This is a genomic window from Pseudomonas sp. QLc11A (assembly GCF_052112305.1).
Taxonomy (GTDB): Bacteria; Pseudomonadota; Gammaproteobacteria; order Pseudomonadales; family Pseudomonadaceae; genus Aquipseudomonas; species Aquipseudomonas laurylsulfatiphila.
This window is the reverse complement of sequence record NZ_JAVAJJ010000005.1, coordinates 81,631-98,879: the sequence shown is the minus strand read 5'-3', so window position 1 is coordinate 98,879 and position 17,249 is coordinate 81,631. Positions and strand designations below refer to the sequence as shown.

Here is a 17,249-nt window from a genome sequence, read left to right as displayed (position 1 = left end):
TCCAAAAAAGCAGCGGGCAATAACGGCCACGCGTGTGTACCGGCGGTTATTGGCTGGCAATGCGCAAGGCCTTTTTCGATGCGCCCTCGACCAGGTTGAAGCGGTATTCCCGTCCCGGCTTCTTGTCGAATGCGAACTCTTTTCCCGCACGAATGTGGTGCTTGGTGGTGGGCTCGCACTCGTTTTCCTGCTTGATCGAGCAGTTGCGGAATTCGTCGACGACCACCGACGTGTTGCCGTTGTTGCGAATGCGATAAGTACTGGCGCCGTTGTCGATCTGGCTGTCGTACCGGCTGTTGTTGGGCCTGACGAAGAACACCGTGCCGAAGCCGGTCATGACGTTGACGCCGGCCGAGAGGTTCTTTTTGTAGTCCTCGCGCTCGTCGCTGGACACCGCGAATTCGTCTTCCTTTTCCGGCACCACCGGGATGAAGCGCACGCGAAAGTAACGCTCGGTGTCGCGCTCGCCCATGAACAACAGCCGCGTGCCCTGCATGCCATTGGCCGGAACGATCAGGCGTGCGGGGCTGGCCATCAGCCCGTCGCGCGATGTCGCGCCAGGGTCGCTTTTGACCGGTACTTCAGTGGCGTTGCCATCGGCGTCGTAGACGATTTCCAGAATGTTGACCTTGACGAAGGCCGTGCTGTCGCCGCTGTTGAACACGCGCTTGAGGTAGGTGCTTTTGTCGCCATCCAGATAGTCGTACACCGTTCCGACATTGATTTGCGGCCCGGCTTGAAGGCCCAGGGAAAATCCGCTCAAACCGATCAATAAAAACACACGCTTCATAACTTTTAGTCCTTGGTCATTGAACACACTGCCGGTACGACTGATCGATGCGTTGGCCATCAGATTTCCGAGTCCCAGATCACAATGACAATGCCGGTATAGGTGCCGGCAACACCGGGCCTCAGCATGGATTCCATGTACGATTGCTCAACTTCGAAATGCAGGGTTCCCGGTGCCCGGTCCACATAGAAGCCGGGCTTGAACTGCTGCTCATTCCCCGCACCGGTCCTCAATCGCAGGCGTCTCACGGGTTGGCCTGAGAGGTCGGTTATGCCATTAGGCAGGCTTACGCTGATGTGTAAGACGACTCGACGACCGTTATCCGCACTGTTCTCCAGTCCGCATTCGCCACCTATTCCGGGCCCGCATTGCATCAGTATCTTGAATCGCGTCGAGGCCGATATATTGAAAGTCTGGTCACGGAACAGTCGCACCGGCCGGCGTCCGGCTTGCAGCCAGCTTTGCCATCCGCCTTGCGGCTCCAATCGGATTTTGTTGCCACCTGGAGGGATATCGACCTTGAGGGTGTGCTGAACATCAAGCACAAAACTCAGGGTCAGATCGGAATCGTTGGGCACCATCACGTCGCCCATGTCAAAGTCACCGCCCGGCCCGATGCGATAAGTCAGGTCGCCGGTGTAGAGCCCTGAAGACATACCAAGCGGATTGGGCGTACGCAGTTCATAGGCGAAATCCAGGTACTCGTAGTACATGGTTGGAATCTTGAAACTGGCGGTTTTTACGCAGGTACCCTGAATCGGGGTTTTCCAGAAAAACTGGTAATAATCATCGGTGTACCAACCGACGCCGCTGTACTGACACGGTGACGGGGGGTTCACCCAGCTGCCATACGGGCCGCCCCACAAGGCCCGGTGCCCTTCAAGCGTATTGGGTGCACCTGTAAGGTTGGTGACCTTGTCGTCGAGCACGTACCGCGATCCAAATCCGGCAATGCGCATCTCGACCTGTTCCGCCTCACCGGTTTCGGCATTCGTAACTGTCAATGCACGCCATTGCGCCGGCACGGTGAACATCGAACTGTTGCGCTGCGAGTCATGGGGTTGCATGGCCCTTGCGGAATCGAAGCGTATGGGCAGGCGGATGCTGAAGGTCGCGTTCTGTTCGCACTGATCGGGATAGTCCGCGCAGTAACCGCTGACCGGGGTTTTGTTGATGAACGTATTACGTTGCGGGTTTGCCGGGTCAGGCCGGAACAACGCCCTGATCTCCTGATTGACCGCCTCGGCCGTAGGCGTCACAAACAGTGCCAACAAGCACAGCCACTGCGGTATACACGTCTTGAAATTAACCATTCAACTGGCCTCCTGGCGAATCAATGACGCATCCGCCAACGTATCCGGCGTGCACCGCAGATCACCGATCATCAACACGTTGTTTTCACTGCGGTGCTTGTCGGTATCGAGCCGGAACTGGCACAGCAACTGGTCGGCGTAACGCACTTCCAGCGTCGGTGAACCGGCGTTCATTTCCATCGAGAAGAAGCCATCGACTTCACTCACCCCACGACTGGCGTGGTTGATCACGTGGTGGCCCTTGAGCGGCCGGCCTTGTGGGTCGACCAGACGTCCGAGCACGGTCAGGGTTTTCATCACGTAGACCTTGCGGTACTCCACGCCGCCCTTGTTCAGGTGATAACGGGTGCGTGCCGGCTCGATGCTGGCCGCAGGCGCGTGATTGCCTTCGAAATCGAAGCTCACCGAGCTGTTCCTGTAGGCCGTCAGCGGTATGAAATTGCGCCCCGGACGCAATGCCGCGCTGCCGCCGCTGAGGTCGTCGGCGCGTAACGCGATGCCGTCGATATCAGACTCGACATCGACGATCATCCCGGCCCCTCGTCCTTGATGCTGACTGGTCAGGGCCATGCGCTGGCCACCGACGACCACGGTGCTGTCCAGGTTCAAGCCGCCGGTGAAGTTGTCGTTGAACGACGAGCGCTGGATAAAACCGTCGCCGTTGATCGCGTCGGTGCGAAAGTTCGCCAGGCTCGACAGGCCGACGCCGTAGGTGTCGGTCAGCGCGGTCACCGAGACGCTCTGCAGGATGTGGTCTTGCAGGTCTTTGCGATAACCGAGCGAGGCGTTGGTGTCGCGGCTGCCATCACGGGCGGTGCGGCTGCCGATGCTGCCGGAAACCTGCTGACCCGGCCCGCCGAGCGCCACGCTGATGCTCAGGTCGACCCCGCGATTGCGCGCGTCACCGCTGCTGTAACTGCCGGGACGATCGAACAGTGACAACCGCCAGTTGGCGTCGCTGCCCAGCAGCATCGTGCGCTGCGTCCAGCCCAGGTCGACGCCGACGCCTTCAACGTTGCCATCACTGTGGGAGACCCGCGCGTTGAGCGAACTCTTGCGGCTGATGCGGTGGTTCAGCGCCAGCGATGAATTGCTGGTCTCGCCGGTGAACACATTGCGTTGGCGCACGCGGGTGCCATCGGGCAGCGTGTCGTAGGTGTTGGTGGTGTCGAGCCAGCTGCGGTTGTGGCTCACCACCAGACTGCCGGAACCATAGTTGTAGAGCGCTTGCAGATCGGCGCCGGTGCCGTGGTCTTCGGTCTGGTACAGATTGGCATAGAGGCTGACGCTGTTGGCCAGGCTCCAGTCGATGGAACTGCCGTACTGCAGCGTGTTACGCACCTGACGTGCCGACAGCCCGAGGATTATCCGTGGATGCAGCAGGTAGTTGATCGCCGCGCCCGCGGTCGCATCGCCGCTGTACTGTTGATCCCAGTTGCTCAGCAGTTTGCTTTCCTGGCCGACGAACAGGTTGTAGCGCCAGCGCTCCTCAAAGTTGCGCCAGTTGGTCGGTTTGTAGATCAGCTCCTGAGTAGTCGAGGTGACCTGGCCGTCTTCTATCAAGCGCACTTCCACATCATAGATGCCGCCGGGCAACGGGCGGGTATCGAGGGTTTGCAAACCGGCGGGCACCGATTGGGTGTTGAGCAGCAGACCATCGCGATAAATCTCCACCGACGCCTGGCGATTGGCGGTGACATAGATCGGATAAACGCTGGGTTTGGGACTGTCTATCGCCAGGCTGTCGGAACTGCCGTACATCACGCCAACGGCGGTGTCGGGGCTGGTGCCGAACGAACGGGGCTGACGGGTCAGGCCTTCGGAATTGGGGGTGAAGTAGCCCAGGCGGAAAAAACTGCCTTGCAGTTCGCGCTGGGTGTAGAGCTCATGCACCGCGTGATAAGTCTTGTCATCCGGCCCGCCGAGACGCGCCAGTTGCATGTTGAATGTCTGGCTCCAGTTGCCCAGGCTGCCGCTGGCCTCCAGGCCATAGCGTCCGCCGAGGTTCTGATCCTGGCCGCCGTTGAGGTTGAGCTGGTTGCGCACCATCAGGCCGCTGCTGCCGCCTTCGGGCTGGTCGTAGAAACGTTTGGCCTCAGTGTCGCGCTCGGCATTTTCAGTGACGATCGACAGCAATGAGTTTTCCAGGTTGTAGTGCACCGCCAACATCTGCTCGGGGCATTGGCCGCTGCAGGTGCCCAAAGCCACGCCGGGTTTCAGAATGCTGGCCCAGGTGTCGCGTTCGCCAGCGCTGAAACGGCTGTCGCTAGTGTCGGTGAAATCGAGCAAGGTGACCCGGTCATCGCGGGACAACACGATCATCGCCTCGCCGAGGGGTTGTTGATCAAGCTCGACCCGCACGGCCAATGGCACATCGAAGAAATGTTCCTCGAAATCGGCCGGCAGACCCTTGGCCTGGGCCAGTAAACTTCGAGGCGTATTATCAACGGAAGTCGGCGCCGCAAATGCGCTGCTACATAACAGCAACGCAAGCGTTGCCGCGATGGGCGTCATCGGGAACATGAACAAATACTCTGATTACAAGGAAGTCAAAGCCCGGTCGGCAAACTTGATAGTTTGCCGACCGGTTACGTTACTTTGAGCAAGTAAACGCTTACCGTCGCAGTTGTTACTTATACGGAAGGTTCAACGACCAGCATGACGACACCGGTGTAATCACCCGCATCAGGTTTACCGCCCAGTGCACTGATCTTGAACGGCGCGCGATAGCGGACGTTGGATTCAGCTTCACCAACAACTTCCTGCGAAGTGGTGGTCAGGGTTTTACCGTTGAGCTCGACTTTCAAGTCGATGGTCTTGTTCCCGGCGATCAGTTTCGGTACGCCTTCCAGGCGGGCGTTCACCTTGCCGGCGGTGTGCAGCACATCAAAGTGCCCGTCGACGGTCTTCATGGAGTCAGTGCCCGGGTTGTAGCTCATGTCCTGATCTTTGTTGACCAGGTCCGCATCAACCGGCACCGCGTAGAAATCGTCGGATGGAACATGGGCCACAATGCTGATGGAGTGTTTGGCTTCGGTGGCGGCAAACGCCATCGAGGAACTCAGTGCCAAAACAGCCAGAGGAGCAGCGAACGCGATTTTCTTGAACATCTTTCAGTACCTGTCGTTTAAAAAAAGGATCTAAGTATTGAAAGTTTCGCTGAAGCAAAACAGTCACGAGCAGTGATGTTCCAGCGCAACTCTCAACGCCGAAAGATGATCGTTCAAACAATCTGGAAAGTAAGCAGGCAAGTTCCTCAAAGCGCGTAGCCAAAGGGCCACGACAGCAGCATGAAAAATACTTGAATATTTATAAAGTCACTGTTCGGCTGTCAGATTCAGACTACATAAAGCCAATACACAGGCCATTAAGGTCGACAACGACACAGTAACTTCTGTAGGAGGGATATTACAAAACCAATGTATTAAGGCGTAAATCGTCAATTTAGAGAGTTAACACTAATTTCAACTTGTTCGCGCGTGTTAAAAGCCTTTTTCGGAGCCGCAAAAACGCCATTTTCAGTGGCGGTTTCGCCTGGCGTGGTGATCAGCCGTTGGTCGGGGGGGCTTGCGGACCTCTTAAGATATATCTTAAGTTGTATCTAAACACGACGAAAGAGAACGCAAAAAATGAGAGACCATCATTCCCCCCACCGCGAACACGGCGACGGCCGTGATGGCTTCGAGAAACGCCCTGGCCGCGAACGCGGTGGGCGTGGCCCGCGAGTATTTGCCCCCGGCGACCTGAAACTGCTGCTGCTGGCGTTGATCGCCGAACAGCCGTGCCACGGCTACGACCTGATCCGCCAGATCGAAGGCATGTTCGACGGCGCCTACAGTCCCAGCCCCGGCGTGATCTACCCGACCCTGACGTTTCTTGAAGAAAGCGAATTGATTACCGGCGACGCCGAAGGCGGGAAAAAACGCTACAGCGTGACCGACGCCGGACGCCAGTCCCTGACCGAGCAAGCCGTCGCCCTAGAAGGTGTGCGGGTGCGCATCGATGTCAGCAAGCGTTCGTTACGCGGCCATGATCGCCCGGCCGAAATCCACGAGGCGGTGCACAACCTGCGCCATGCCCTGCAACTGCATCACGGCCGCTGGAGCCCGGAAGAAATCCAGCGCGTTGCGGCCCTGCTCAACGACACCGCCAAAGCCATCGTCGACGGCCCTGCCGTTCAACCCGTTCAGGAGAAAGCCGAATGACTGAAGTGATCGCGCAAACCATTCACCGTGTCATGCACGAAATCAAACGCCGTCGCCTGGAGGTGTTGCGCGTGGTCGACCTGACCCCGCGCATGCGCCGGATTACCCTGGGCGGGCCGGAGTTGGCGGGGTTCGTCAGCCTGGGTACGGACGATCACGTCAAACTGTTGTTCCCGCAGAACGCCGAGCAGGCTGCGGCACTGGAAACCCTGGTGTTGGGCGCCGGCAAGGACCACGGTCCGCTGCCCGAGATGCGCGACTACACGCCGCGCCGCTATGACCTGAACACCCTGGAACTGGACATCGACTTCGTGCTGCACGGCGACGGCCCGGCCTCGACCTGGGCCGAACAGGCCAAACCGGGGCAGTTCCTGCACATCGGCGGGCCGCGGGGCTCGATGATCGTGCCGGACATGTTCGACAGCTACTTGCTGATCGGTGACGAAACCGCCCTGCCCGCCATCGCCCGGCGGCTCGAAAGCCTGGCGGCCAACCGCCGTGCGCTGGTGATCGTGGAAGTGGAGAACGGCAAGGAGCAGCAAGTGCTGGAAAGCGCTGCCGAGGTCAATGTGATCTGGGTGCTGCGCGAAGGTGGCAAGGACAACCTGCTGACCACCGTGCGCCAGATCCAGGTGCCCGGCGGCAGCCTGTACGCGTGGGTGGCGACCGAGAGCAAGGTGTCGCGGCGGATTCGTCGGGTGTTGCTCGATGAGCATGGGCTGGATGATCAATTCGTCAAGGCGGTGGGTTACTGGCGGCTGGATGGCACTGACGAGGAGTGACAGGGTTACCCTGTGTGGCGAGGGGGCTTGCCCCCGTTGCGCTGCGCAGCAGTGCTAAAACCAGCAACGAGGTGTTTCTGAATCACCGTATGAGCAGATTTTACGACTGCTACGCAGCCGAACGGGGGTAAGCCCCCTCGCCACAAAAAGCACTCCACACCGCCTTATCCGCGGTTACATTCGAGCGCGCCACCGATCCAGCGCCACCACCCACAACGCAATCACCACAAACCCCAGCAACAATCCCCCGGCATTGATGAACACCTGTGGATAACCCAGTTTGTCCACGTCAATGAACGGGTACGGATAAGTCGCCAGCAAATGCCCGCGCAGCAACGAGTAAGCGAAGTACACCAACGGATAAATCACCCACAACGCGATATGCCCCCAGCGCACCAAGCCTTTCGGTACACAGAACCACCAATACCCCAGGAACAGCAGCGGCATGACGTCATGCATCAGCTCATCGGCCAGCCATTGCCAGCCTTCGGGATGCCATAGATGGCGAAGCAATACGCTGTACGCCAGGCCAACGACAGTGATGCTCACAGCAACGCCACTACTGACCCAGGGCTGTAAAAACCAGCGGCGTGCGGCGGACTCGCGGGACGTCAGTTCACAGGTCAGCACCGTCGCCACCAGGGTGTTGCTCAGCACAGTGAAATAGCTGAAAAAACTCATCAGCCCACCGATCAGGCTGGCCCCCAGGGTCCAGCGCGAATAGAAAATCAGGTACATCTGGATGCTCAATCCCGCCCAGCCGAGCATGGCAGCCACGACTACAAAACGGCGGCGCATCGCGCAAGGATCGACCATGTTCAGAGTGGTCGTTTGGTGCGCATCAACTTCACATACAGACGTTCGACCTTCTCCCGCGCCCACGGGGTTTTACGCAGGAACGTCAGGCTCGACTTGATGCTTGGGTCGCTCTTGAAGCAGCGGATATCGATGCGTTCGGCCAGCCCCGACCATTCGTAGTGTTCAACCAGGGCGTTGAGGATTTGCTCCAGCGTCACGCCGTGCAGCGGGTCGATGTTGTGTTCGGTCATGCCGGGCCTTCAAGCAGAGTAGGAATTGGAAGTCGCGCACCTTAGCCGAGGGTTTCGTCGGGTGGAAGCGATCTATCAAATGTAGGTGAATCTGTTGATGTAGGAGCGAGCTTGCTCGCGATGGACTCGAACGAAAACGCGTCAACCCAGAATGAACGCGTTATCGTTATCGACCATCGCGAGCAAGCTCGCACCTACAACTGTTACCGAATCCGAAAGGCTGCATGTCAGTAAAAGCCCTTTCTCTATTTGTAACAGATCATTATCCTTGCGCCCGCTTTAGCTGAAACGCTTCTGCTAGCCATTTCTTCCGTTTAATCCCCAGAAAAAGATCAAGAATTTCTTCTCTATGCCTGATTTCCAGCTTTCGAAAGACAGCGCTGTCTTCAAACCTGTTTCCTGCCGAAACACCTTGAACCTGATAGGCGGACTCACCGCTTTGGGCCTTGCCACTTGCGCTCACTCGGCTCCGGCCTTCGATAGCGATTCACCGTGGATGCTCGGCGACTGGAACGGCACTCGCAGCGAACTTGCGGAAAAAGGCTACAACTTCAAAGTCGATTACACCGGTGAAATGGGCAGCAATCTGCACGGCGGCTACGATCACGACCGCACCGCCCGCTACAGCGACCAGTTCGGCCTGGGCACCCATCTGGACTTGCAGAAAATCCTCGGCTGGGACGACGCCGAGTTCCAGCTGACCATCACCGAACGCAGCGGCAACAACATCAGCAACGACCGCATCAACGATCCGCGCGTCGGCGGCTTCACCTCGGCCCAGGAAGTCTGGGGCCGCGGCCAGACCTGGCGCCTGACGCAGATGTGGTATCAGCAGAAGTTCCTCGACGAAAAACTCGACATCAAGGTCGGCCGTTTCGGCGAAGGCGAAGACTTCAACAGCTTCCCTTGCGACTTCCAGAACCTGGCGTTCTGCGGCTCCCAGGTTGGCAACTGGGCGGGCGACATCTGGTACAACTGGCCGGTCAGCCAGTGGGCACTGCGGGTCAAATATCACCTGACGCCAGAGCTTTATGCACAGGTCGGCGCGTACGAGCAGAACCCGTCGAACCTGGATCGCGACAACGGCTTCAAGCTCAGCGGCAGCGGCACTCAGGGCGCGGTCCTGCCGGTGGAACTGGTGTGGACGCCGAAACTCAACGGCCTGCCGGGTGAATACCGCGCCGGTTACTACTACAGCAGCGCCAACGCCACCGACGTCTACAAGGACAGCAATGGCCAGCCTGCCGCCCTGAGTGGCGAAGCCTACCGCAGCGCCTCGAGCAAGCACGGCATGTGGCTGGGCCTCCAGCAGCAAGTCACCAGCCTGGCCAGCGATCATTCCCGCGGCCTGAGCCTGTTCGCCAACGGCACGATGCACGACAAGAAGACCAACGCCATCGACAACTACGTCCAGGCCGGTCTCGTCTACAAAGGTCTGTTCGACGCCCGGTCCAGGGACGACATCGGTTTTGCCATGGCCCGCGTCCACGTCAACCCGGCCTATCGCAAGAACGCCGAGGCGACCAACCAGGCCAATGTCGTTTTCGACTACGACAATCCGTCCTACCTGCCGCCCCAGAACACCGAATACAGCGCCGAACTCTATTACGGCGTGCACGTGACCAACTGGCTGACCGTGCGCCCGAACCTGCAATACATCCGCCATCCCGGCGGCGTGAACGAGGTCGACGACGCGCTGATTGGCGGGATCAAGGTCCAGTCGTCGTTCTAAAAAACACCGAAACCCCCTGTAGGAGCGACATGTGGCGAGGGGGCTTGCCCCCGTTCGGCTGCGAAGCAGTCGCAAAGCATTGCACTCGGTGTGCCTGACACGCCGCAGTTGCAGGTATTGGGGTCGCTTCGCAACCCAACGGGGGCAAGCCCCCTCGCCACAGAGCTCGCTCCTACAAGGACTACGTCAACCACACCGGTTTTATGAACCATGCCCGCGCCGGATCGTCATCTACAGTGAACTGGCGCAGGACTACTTGAAACATCACGGAGAATCACACTTATGAGCACTGATGGTGCCTTGGGTCGAAGCCGTCTGTTGCCGACCCTGCTCGGCATACTGCTTCTGCTAATGGGCCTGGCCATGCTGGCCGGGGGGATCAAGCTGAGCATGCTCGGCGGCTCGCTGTACTACCTGCTGGCCGGCATTGGCATTGTGCTGAGCGGCGTGTTGCTGATCGCCGCCCGCCGCGCGGCGCTGGGCCTGTACGCACTGGTGCTGTTCGCCAGTACTGTTTGGGCGCTGTGGGAAGTCGGCCTCGACTGGTGGCAACTGGTGCCGCGCCTGGCGCTGTGGTTCGCCCTCGGTGTGGTGATGCTGCTGCCGTGGTTCCGTCGTCCATTGCTGATCAACGGCCCTGCCCCTGTGGGCACTGGCGCCTTGAGCGTGGCCGTGGTCCTGGCCGGTGTCACCGCCGTGGCCAGCCAGTTCACCCACCCGGGCGAGACCTTGGGCGAACTGGGCCGCGACACCGCGGACATGACCAGCACCGCGCCGCAGATGCCCGAAGGTGACTGGCAGGCCTATGGCCGCAGCGAATTCGGCGACCGCTACTCGCCGCTCAAGCAGATCACCCCGGCCAACGTCGGCAAGCTGCAAGAAGCCTGGCGTATCCAGACCGGCGATCTGCCAACCGCCGATGACCCGGTGGAACTGACCAACGAAAACACCCCGCTCAAGGCCAACGGCATGCTCTATGCCTGCACCGCCCATAGCAAGGTGCTGGCGCTGGACCCGGACACCGGCAAGGAACTGTGGCGTTTCGACCCGCAGATCAAGAGCCCGGTGGGCTTCAAGGGCTTCGCCCACATGACCTGCCGCGGCGTGTCGTACTACGACGAAGCGGCCTACGCCCAGTCTGAAAACGCTGCCTCCGCCGTCATCTCTGAAGCCGGAAAAGCCGTCGCCCAGGCCTGCCCGCGTCGTCTGTACCTGCCAACCGCCGATGCACGCCTGATCGCACTCAACGCCGACACCGGCAAGGTCTGCGAAGGTTTCGGTAAAAACGGTGTGGTTGACCTGACCCAAGGCATCGGGCCGTTCACCCCCGGTGGCTACTACGCCACCTCGCCGGCTGCGATCACCCGTGACCTGGTGATCATGGGCGGCCACGTCACCGACAACGAGTCGACCAACGAGCCATCCGGCGTGATCCGTGCCTTTGACGTACACGACGGCCACCTGGTGTGGAACTGGGACAGCAACAATCCAGACGCGACCGAACCGCTGCCAGAAGGCGAACACTACAGCCGCAACTCGGCGAACATGTGGTCGCTGGCCAGCGTCGACGAAAAACTCGGCATGGTCTACCTGCCACTGGGCAACCAGACCCCTGACCAGTGGGGCGCAGACCGCACCCCGGGCGCCGAGAAGTTCAGTGCCGGCCTGGTCGCGCTGGACCTGGCTACCGGCAAGGTGCGCTGGAACTACCAGTTCACTCACCATGACCTGTGGGACATGGACGTCGGCAGCCAGCCAACCCTGCTGGACATGAAAACCGCCGACGGCGTGAAACCTGCGCTGATCGCCCCGACCAAACAGGGCAGCCTGTATGTCCTCGACCGTCGTGACGGCACGCCGATCATCCCGATCAAGGAAATCCCGGTTCCGCAAGGCGCCGTGAAAGGTGACCACACCGCACCGACACAGGCCCGTTCGGACCTGAACCTGCTGGCCCCGGAACTCACCGAAAAAGCCATGTGGGGTGCCAGCCCGTTCGACCAGATGCTGTGCCGTATCCAGTTCAAGGAGTTGCGCTACGAAGGCCAGTACACCCCTCCGTCGGAACAAGGCAGCCTGATCTATCCGGGTAACGTCGGCGTCTTCAACTGGGGCGGCGTTTCGGTCGACCCGGTTCGCCAGATGCTGTTCACCAGCCCGAACTACATGGCCTTCGTCTCGAAAATGGTGCCTCGCGCCGAAGTCGCGGCCGACAGCAAACGCGAAAGCGAAACAGCGGGTGTGCAACCGAACACCGGCGCACCTTATGCGGTGATCATGCACCCGTTCATGTCGCCGCTCGGCGTACCGTGCCAGGCGCCGGCCTGGGGCTACGTGGCCGGCATCGACCTGACCACAGGCAAAGTCGTGTGGAAACGCAAGAACGGCACCAGCCGCGACAGCTCGCCATTGCCTATCGGCCTGCCACTCGGCGTGCCAAGCATGGGCGGCTCGATAGTCACCGCCGGCGGCGTCGGCTTCCTCAGCGGCACGCTGGATCAGTACCTGCGCGCCTATGACGTCAATACCGGCAAGGAGCTTTGGAAATCGCGCCTGCCGGCTGGCGGTCAGGCTACGCCGATGACCTACACCGGCAAGGACGGCAAGCAGTACGTGCTGTTGGTCGTCGGTGGCCACGGCTCACTGGGCACCAAAATGGGTGACTATGTGATTGCGTACAAACTGTCCGAGTAAGTTTTAGCGGCAGTAAAACGAAAGGCGATGCCCGTGAGGACGTCGCCTTTTTTGTGGCCGCAGATTTCAAATCACCCCCGACCCCCTGTGGGAGCGAGCTTGCTCGCGATAGCGGTCTGACAGTCACTTCAAGGGTGTCTGTCATGCCCCCATCGCGAGCAAGCTCGCTCCCACAGGGGATAGTGTCGCCGCAAAATCCAGCTAACCTGTCTCTGCGCTGAACACGCCTTCGAAACACGGCGTTGCAGAAAATGACCGTTGAAACCACCGCCAACCTGCCCCATCTAAGACCCATACCCATTGTGCAGGTGCCCCCATGAGCGACCAGCAAGAATTCCCCGAAGACCCGAGCGAATACGCCGATCCACAAAGCGCTCCACAGCACAAACCCGGCAAAGGCCTGGCCCTGCCCGGCCAGAACCTGCCGGACAAGGTCTACATCATCCCGATCCACAACCGGCCATTCTTCCCGGCCCAGGTCCTGCCGGTCATCGTCAACGAAGAGCCGTGGGCCGAGACCCTCGACCTGGTGGCCAAGTCTGAACACCACTCCCTGGCCCTGTTCTACATGGACAGCCCCCAGGAAGATCCGCGCCACTTCGACACCTCGGCCCTGCCGCTCTACGGCACCCTGGTCAAGGTGCACCACGCCAGCCGCGAAAACGGCAAACTGCAATTCGTCGCCCAGGGCCTGACCCGTGTGCGTCTGAAAACCTGGCTCAAGCACCATCGCCCTCCGTATCTGGTGGAAGTCGAATACCCGCACCAGCCCACCGAGCCGACCGACGAGGTCAAGGCCTACGGCATGGCGCTGATCAATGCGATCAAGGAACTGCTGCCGCTCAACCCGCTGTACAGCGAAGAGTTGAAGAACTACCTCAACCGCTTCAGCCCCAACGACCCGTCGCCGCTGACCGACTTCGCCGCCGCCCTCACTTCGGCCACCGGTAGTGAGCTGCAGGAAGTGCTCGACTGCGTGCCGATGCTCAAGCGCATGGAAAAAGTCCTGCCGATGCTGCGCAAGGAAGTCGAGGTCGCGCGCCTGCAAAAAGAGATTTCCGCCGAAGTTAACCGCAAGATCGGTGAACATCAGCGTGAATTCTTCCTCAAGGAGCAACTCAAGGTCATACAGCAGGAGCTGGGCCTGACCAAGGACGACCGTAGCGCCGACCTCGAACAGTTCGAGCAGCGGCTGGTGGGCAAAGTCCTGCCGGCGCAGGTGCAGAAACGCCTCGAAGAGGAAATGAACAAGCTGTCGATCCTCGAGACCGGCTCGCCGGAGTATGCGGTCACCCGCAATTACATCGACTGGGCGACCTCGGTGCCGTGGGGCGTGTACGGCGAGGACAAACTCGACCTCAAGCATGCGCGCAAGGTGCTGGACAAACACCACGCCGGCCTCGACGACATCAAGGACCGCATCCTCGAATTCCTCGCAGTCGGCGCCTACAAAGGCGAGATCAGCGGCTCCATCGTGTTGCTGGTCGGCCCGCCGGGCGTGGGCAAGACCAGCGTCGGCAAATCCATCGCCGAATCCCTGGGCCGGCCGTTCTACCGCTTCAGCCTTGGCGGCATGCGCGACGAAGCCGAGATCAAGGGCCACCGCCGCACCTACATCGGTGCGCAACCGGGCAAACTGGTGCAGGCGCTCAAAGACGTCGAAGTGATGAACCCGGTGATCATGCTCGACGAGATCGACAAGATGGGTCAGAGCTACCAGGGCGACCCGGCTTCGGCCTTGCTGGAAACCCTCGATCCGGAACAGAACGTCGAATTCCTCGACCACTATCTGGACCTGCGGATGGACCTGTCGAAGGTGTTGTTCGTGTGCACCGCCAACACCCTGGACTCGATCCCCGGCCCGTTGCTCGACCGCATGGAAGTGATTCGCCTGTCGGGCTACATCACCGAAGAAAAAGTCGCCATCGCCAAGCGTCACCTGTGGCCCAAGCAGCTTGAGAAAGCCGGCGTGTCCAAGGGCAGCCTGAGCATCAGCGACAGCGCGCTCAAGGCGCTGGTCGACGGCTATGCCCGTGAAGCCGGCGTGCGCCAGCTGGAAAAAAACCTCGGCAAACTGGTGCGCAAAGCGGTGATGAAACTGCTCGACGAACCGAAAGCGGTGATCAAGCTCGGCCCGAAAGATCTCGAAGCGTCGCTCGGCAAACCGGTGTTCCGCAACGAGCAGGTGCTGGCGGGGGTCGGCGTGATCACCGGCCTTGCCTGGACCAGCATGGGCGGCGCGACCCTGCCGATCGAAGCCACGCGTATCCACACCCTCAACCGTGGGTTCAAGCTCACCGGGCAGTTGGGGGATGTGATGAAAGAATCGGCGGAGATCGCCTACAGCTACGTCAGTTCGCACCTGAAGTCCTATGGCGGCGATCCGAAGTTCTTCGACGAAGCCTTCGTGCACCTGCACGTACCGGAAGGCGCCACGCCGAAGGACGGCCCGAGCGCCGGCGTGACCATGGCCAGCGCCCTGCTGTCGCTGGCACGCAACCAGCCACCGAAAAAAGGCGTGGCCATGACCGGTGAGCTGACGTTGACCGGGCATGTACTGCCGATTGGCGGGGTTCGCGAGAAGGTGATTGCAGCGCGGCGGCAGAAGATTTTCGAGCTGATCCTGCCGGAGGCCAACCGGGGTAATTTCGAGGAACTGCCGGAGTACCTGAAGGAGGGGATTACCGTGCACTTTGCCAAGCGCTTTGCGGATGTGGCAAAAGTATTGTTCTGATAAAACTGTGCAGTATCAAAAAGGCCAGGTTCATAACCTGGTCTTTTTTAATCCAGCTTCAGCAATGAATTCGACATGCCTTTCCATCAAGTTGAAACCTGTTAGTTCAGACAGTACTTCCAGGCATTCCCACTCTATACATTCAGGGCTCAAATCATTTGTGCGTAAAGCACGCAGGAGAGCTCCATGGAAATCAACCAGCGAAGACGCCTTGTCAATGAGCATATCAATCACAACATGCTGTTTCGCCGCTGCTGCCCAAAAAACCACTTGAATGCCACTCTGGAGAACCGTGAAGACTTCCACTCCGAAGAGTTTTACGCCAGCGTCGGAAACAGGGAAATCATCGCCATTTTCAAGACCGGTGCACACAACACCCCACTCGACCGTGCCTTTGACATTTACATGCCAAAAGACATCGAGACGGGCATCTATCCACTGAATACCCCTGGCCAATTGATAGAAATCGCTTATACCGAGAACTTTCCGGCCTATACCTCTCACTGGGCATTCGAGGGTGTCATTGACTTGATTGTGAGCGATGACAAACAACAATACTCTGGCAAAACCGTTATGAAGTTCAAAACTCGACAGGGTGTTGTATTTACATCCGAAAGCCAATTCTGTTTTTCTCTTTCGGTCTAACGGCACAGCACTAACCCGTTAATATAATTAGCGGGTTCGCCTACAAAATTATCCTCTTCCTCATGTAGACGTCCCCTCGTAATAGCGTCAGCCCTACCCTCCCCATGCGTGTGATCGTCACACTTTGTCTCATCTTCAGTTATGCTCGCCGTTCGTCGCCAACGCCGGAGCCACTGATCTCATGTCCCCCACTCGCCTGTTTGTCCCCCTCGCCCTCGCCTTGCTGGCCGCGTGCGCCACGCAACCTGCACACAACGTGACCGTGGAAAAACAGAGCGAATGCCCGGTGCAGCTCAGCAACGGACAAAACCTGATCCTGACCCTGCCGAGCAATCCGACCACGGGTTATCGCTGGGCGATCCAGGATTCGGCCGGCGGCGTACTGCACGCCTTGGGGCCAGAGGTGTATCGAAATCCGGAAGATGCCGGCATCGTCGGTTCGGCCGGGGTTTCGACCTGGCGCTTCCAGGCTTTTGCGACCGGCACGGGACGTCTGCGCCTGACCTCGCAACAGCCATGGGCGCCGGAAGTGCTGCCAGTGGACTCGTTCGACTGCGCGATTTCGGTTAACTGACCGTGGGCTGGCTGATTCTGGCGCTGATGGGCGCAGTGACCTTTCTTTATGGCCTGAGCGTGCATGCCTCGATGCTGTGCCTGCTGGTCAAGCCGCTGCCGGTGCTGGCCTTGCTCGGCTGGCTGCACGACGCACCACCCGGCGAGTACCGGCGCTGGATCAGCCTGGGCCTGATTTTCTCCTTGCTCGGCGACGTGTTGCTGGCGTGGCCGGGGGATTTGTTCGTGTTCGGCCTCGGCGCATTTCTGGTCGCCCACCTGGCGTATCTGAAAGCCTACTTGAGCGATTGCCGGCGCCTGGCTCTTTTACCCCTGATCATCGCCCTCGGCGTTGGTGCGGTGCTGTTGGGGATTCTGATTTCTCATGGACTGGGGCCACTACTGGTTCCGGTGATCGTCTACGGCCTGGCGATCAGCACCATGCTCTGGCGCGCGCTGGCGCGGCTTGGCAGTGATGTGCCCAAGCGTTCGGCCTTGCTGGCTGCCGGTGGTGCGGTGGCCTTTGTGTTTTCGGACAGTGTGATTGGCATCAGCCGTTTTGTGGTGCCGTTCGATGCGGCGCCCTATGTGATCATCCTCAGCTATTGGCTGGGGCAATGGGGTATCACGGCATCGGCGTTCACCCAAAGATCACGCTGAACCCTGTGGCGAGGGAGCTTGCTCCCGTTGGGCGGCGCAGCCGTCGTAAACCCTGTTAGTCGGGTGTATCTGTGATTACCCGGTTGCATGGTT

14 protein-coding genes are annotated in these 17,249 nt (G+C 59.7%); 8 read left to right on the top strand and 6 right to left on the bottom strand.

The genetic code is table 11. The annotated features are described in order from the left end of the window. Positions 1–46 precede the first annotated feature (46 nt). From Q8X48_RS09870 to Q8X48_RS09855, 4 genes are all read right to left on the bottom strand, one after another. On the bottom strand, positions 47–790 hold the full coding sequence (locus Q8X48_RS09870; protein ID WP_041474987.1) for a pilus assembly protein: 744 nt from the start codon (positions 788–790) through the stop codon (positions 47–49). A gap of 59 nt (positions 791–849) precedes the next feature. Next, entirely contained in the window at positions 850–2,103 is a 1,254-nt protein-coding gene (locus tag Q8X48_RS09865) for a hypothetical protein (RefSeq protein WP_407800613.1), read from the bottom strand. After that, positions 2,104–4,626: a CS1-pili formation C-terminal domain-containing protein gene (locus Q8X48_RS09860; RefSeq protein ID WP_407800612.1), complete on the bottom strand. Its 2,523-nt coding sequence runs from the start codon at positions 4,624–4,626 to the stop codon at positions 2,104–2,106. It abuts the gene before it with no gap. A 110-nt stretch (positions 4,627–4,736) separates the two neighbouring features. Beyond that, positions 4,737–5,213: a CS1 type fimbrial major subunit gene (locus Q8X48_RS09855; RefSeq protein ID WP_015093674.1), complete on the bottom strand. Its 477-nt coding sequence runs from the start codon at positions 5,211–5,213 to the stop codon at positions 4,737–4,739. 519 nt (positions 5,214–5,732) lie between these two features. On the opposite strand from Q8X48_RS09855, the gene Q8X48_RS09850 reads away from it, so the two are divergent. Then, complete coding sequence (locus tag Q8X48_RS09850) at positions 5,733–6,308, top strand: PadR family transcriptional regulator (RefSeq protein WP_015093673.1); 576 nt, start codon at positions 5,733–5,735, stop codon at positions 6,306–6,308. Beyond that, positions 6,305–7,090: a siderophore-interacting protein gene (locus Q8X48_RS09845; protein WP_407800611.1), complete on the top strand. Its 786-nt coding sequence runs from the start codon at positions 6,305–6,307 to the stop codon at positions 7,088–7,090. The genes Q8X48_RS09850 and Q8X48_RS09845 overlap by 4 nt, the downstream gene beginning before the upstream one ends. A gap of 174 nt (positions 7,091–7,264) precedes the next feature. Here Q8X48_RS09845 and Q8X48_RS09840 read toward each other — a convergent pair whose 3' ends face one another. Beyond that, positions 7,265–7,906 carry a Pr6Pr family membrane protein gene (locus Q8X48_RS09840; RefSeq protein ID WP_407800610.1) on the bottom strand — a complete coding sequence of 214 codons (642 nt, stop codon included), beginning with the start codon at positions 7,904–7,906 and terminating at the stop codon, positions 7,265–7,267. Positions 7,907–7,908: 2 nt separating this feature from the next. Beyond that, positions 7,909–8,139: a VF530 family DNA-binding protein gene (locus tag Q8X48_RS09835; protein WP_007975135.1), complete on the bottom strand. Its 231-nt coding sequence runs from the start codon at positions 8,137–8,139 to the stop codon at positions 7,909–7,911. A 349-nt stretch (positions 8,140–8,488) separates the two neighbouring features. Between Q8X48_RS09835 and Q8X48_RS09830 the strand changes: the two genes are divergently transcribed. The 6 genes from Q8X48_RS09830 (at position 8,489) to Q8X48_RS09805 (ending at position 17,156) form a co-directional block, all read left to right on the top strand. Then, the gene (locus Q8X48_RS09830; protein WP_407800609.1) at positions 8,489–9,871 is read left to right on the top strand and encodes a carbohydrate porin; all 1,383 of its coding nucleotides are present in this window, start codon (positions 8,489–8,491) and stop codon (positions 9,869–9,871) included. A 282-nt stretch (positions 9,872–10,153) separates the two neighbouring features. Continuing rightward, on the top strand, positions 10,154–12,565 hold the full coding sequence (locus Q8X48_RS09825) for a glucose/quinate/shikimate family membrane-bound PQQ-dependent dehydrogenase (protein WP_015093669.1): 2,412 nt from the start codon (positions 10,154–10,156) through the stop codon (positions 12,563–12,565). Between the two features lie 316 nt (positions 12,566–12,881). Continuing rightward, positions 12,882–15,299 carry an endopeptidase La gene (gene lon / locus Q8X48_RS09820; RefSeq protein ID WP_095964857.1) on the top strand — a complete coding sequence of 806 codons (2,418 nt, stop codon included), beginning with the start codon at positions 12,882–12,884 and terminating at the stop codon, positions 15,297–15,299. Positions 15,300–15,485: 186 nt separating this feature from the next. Next, positions 15,486–15,944: a hypothetical protein gene (locus Q8X48_RS09815; protein WP_407800608.1), complete on the top strand. Its 459-nt coding sequence runs from the start codon at positions 15,486–15,488 to the stop codon at positions 15,942–15,944. A gap of 181 nt (positions 15,945–16,125) precedes the next feature. Then, complete coding sequence (locus Q8X48_RS09810) at positions 16,126–16,518, top strand: protease inhibitor I42 family protein (protein WP_407800607.1); 393 nt, start codon at positions 16,126–16,128, stop codon at positions 16,516–16,518. Positions 16,519–16,520: 2 nt separating this feature from the next. Then, entirely contained in the window at positions 16,521–17,156 is a 636-nt protein-coding gene (locus Q8X48_RS09805) for a lysoplasmalogenase (RefSeq protein ID WP_407800606.1), read from the top strand. Positions 17,157–17,249 lie beyond the last annotated feature (93 nt).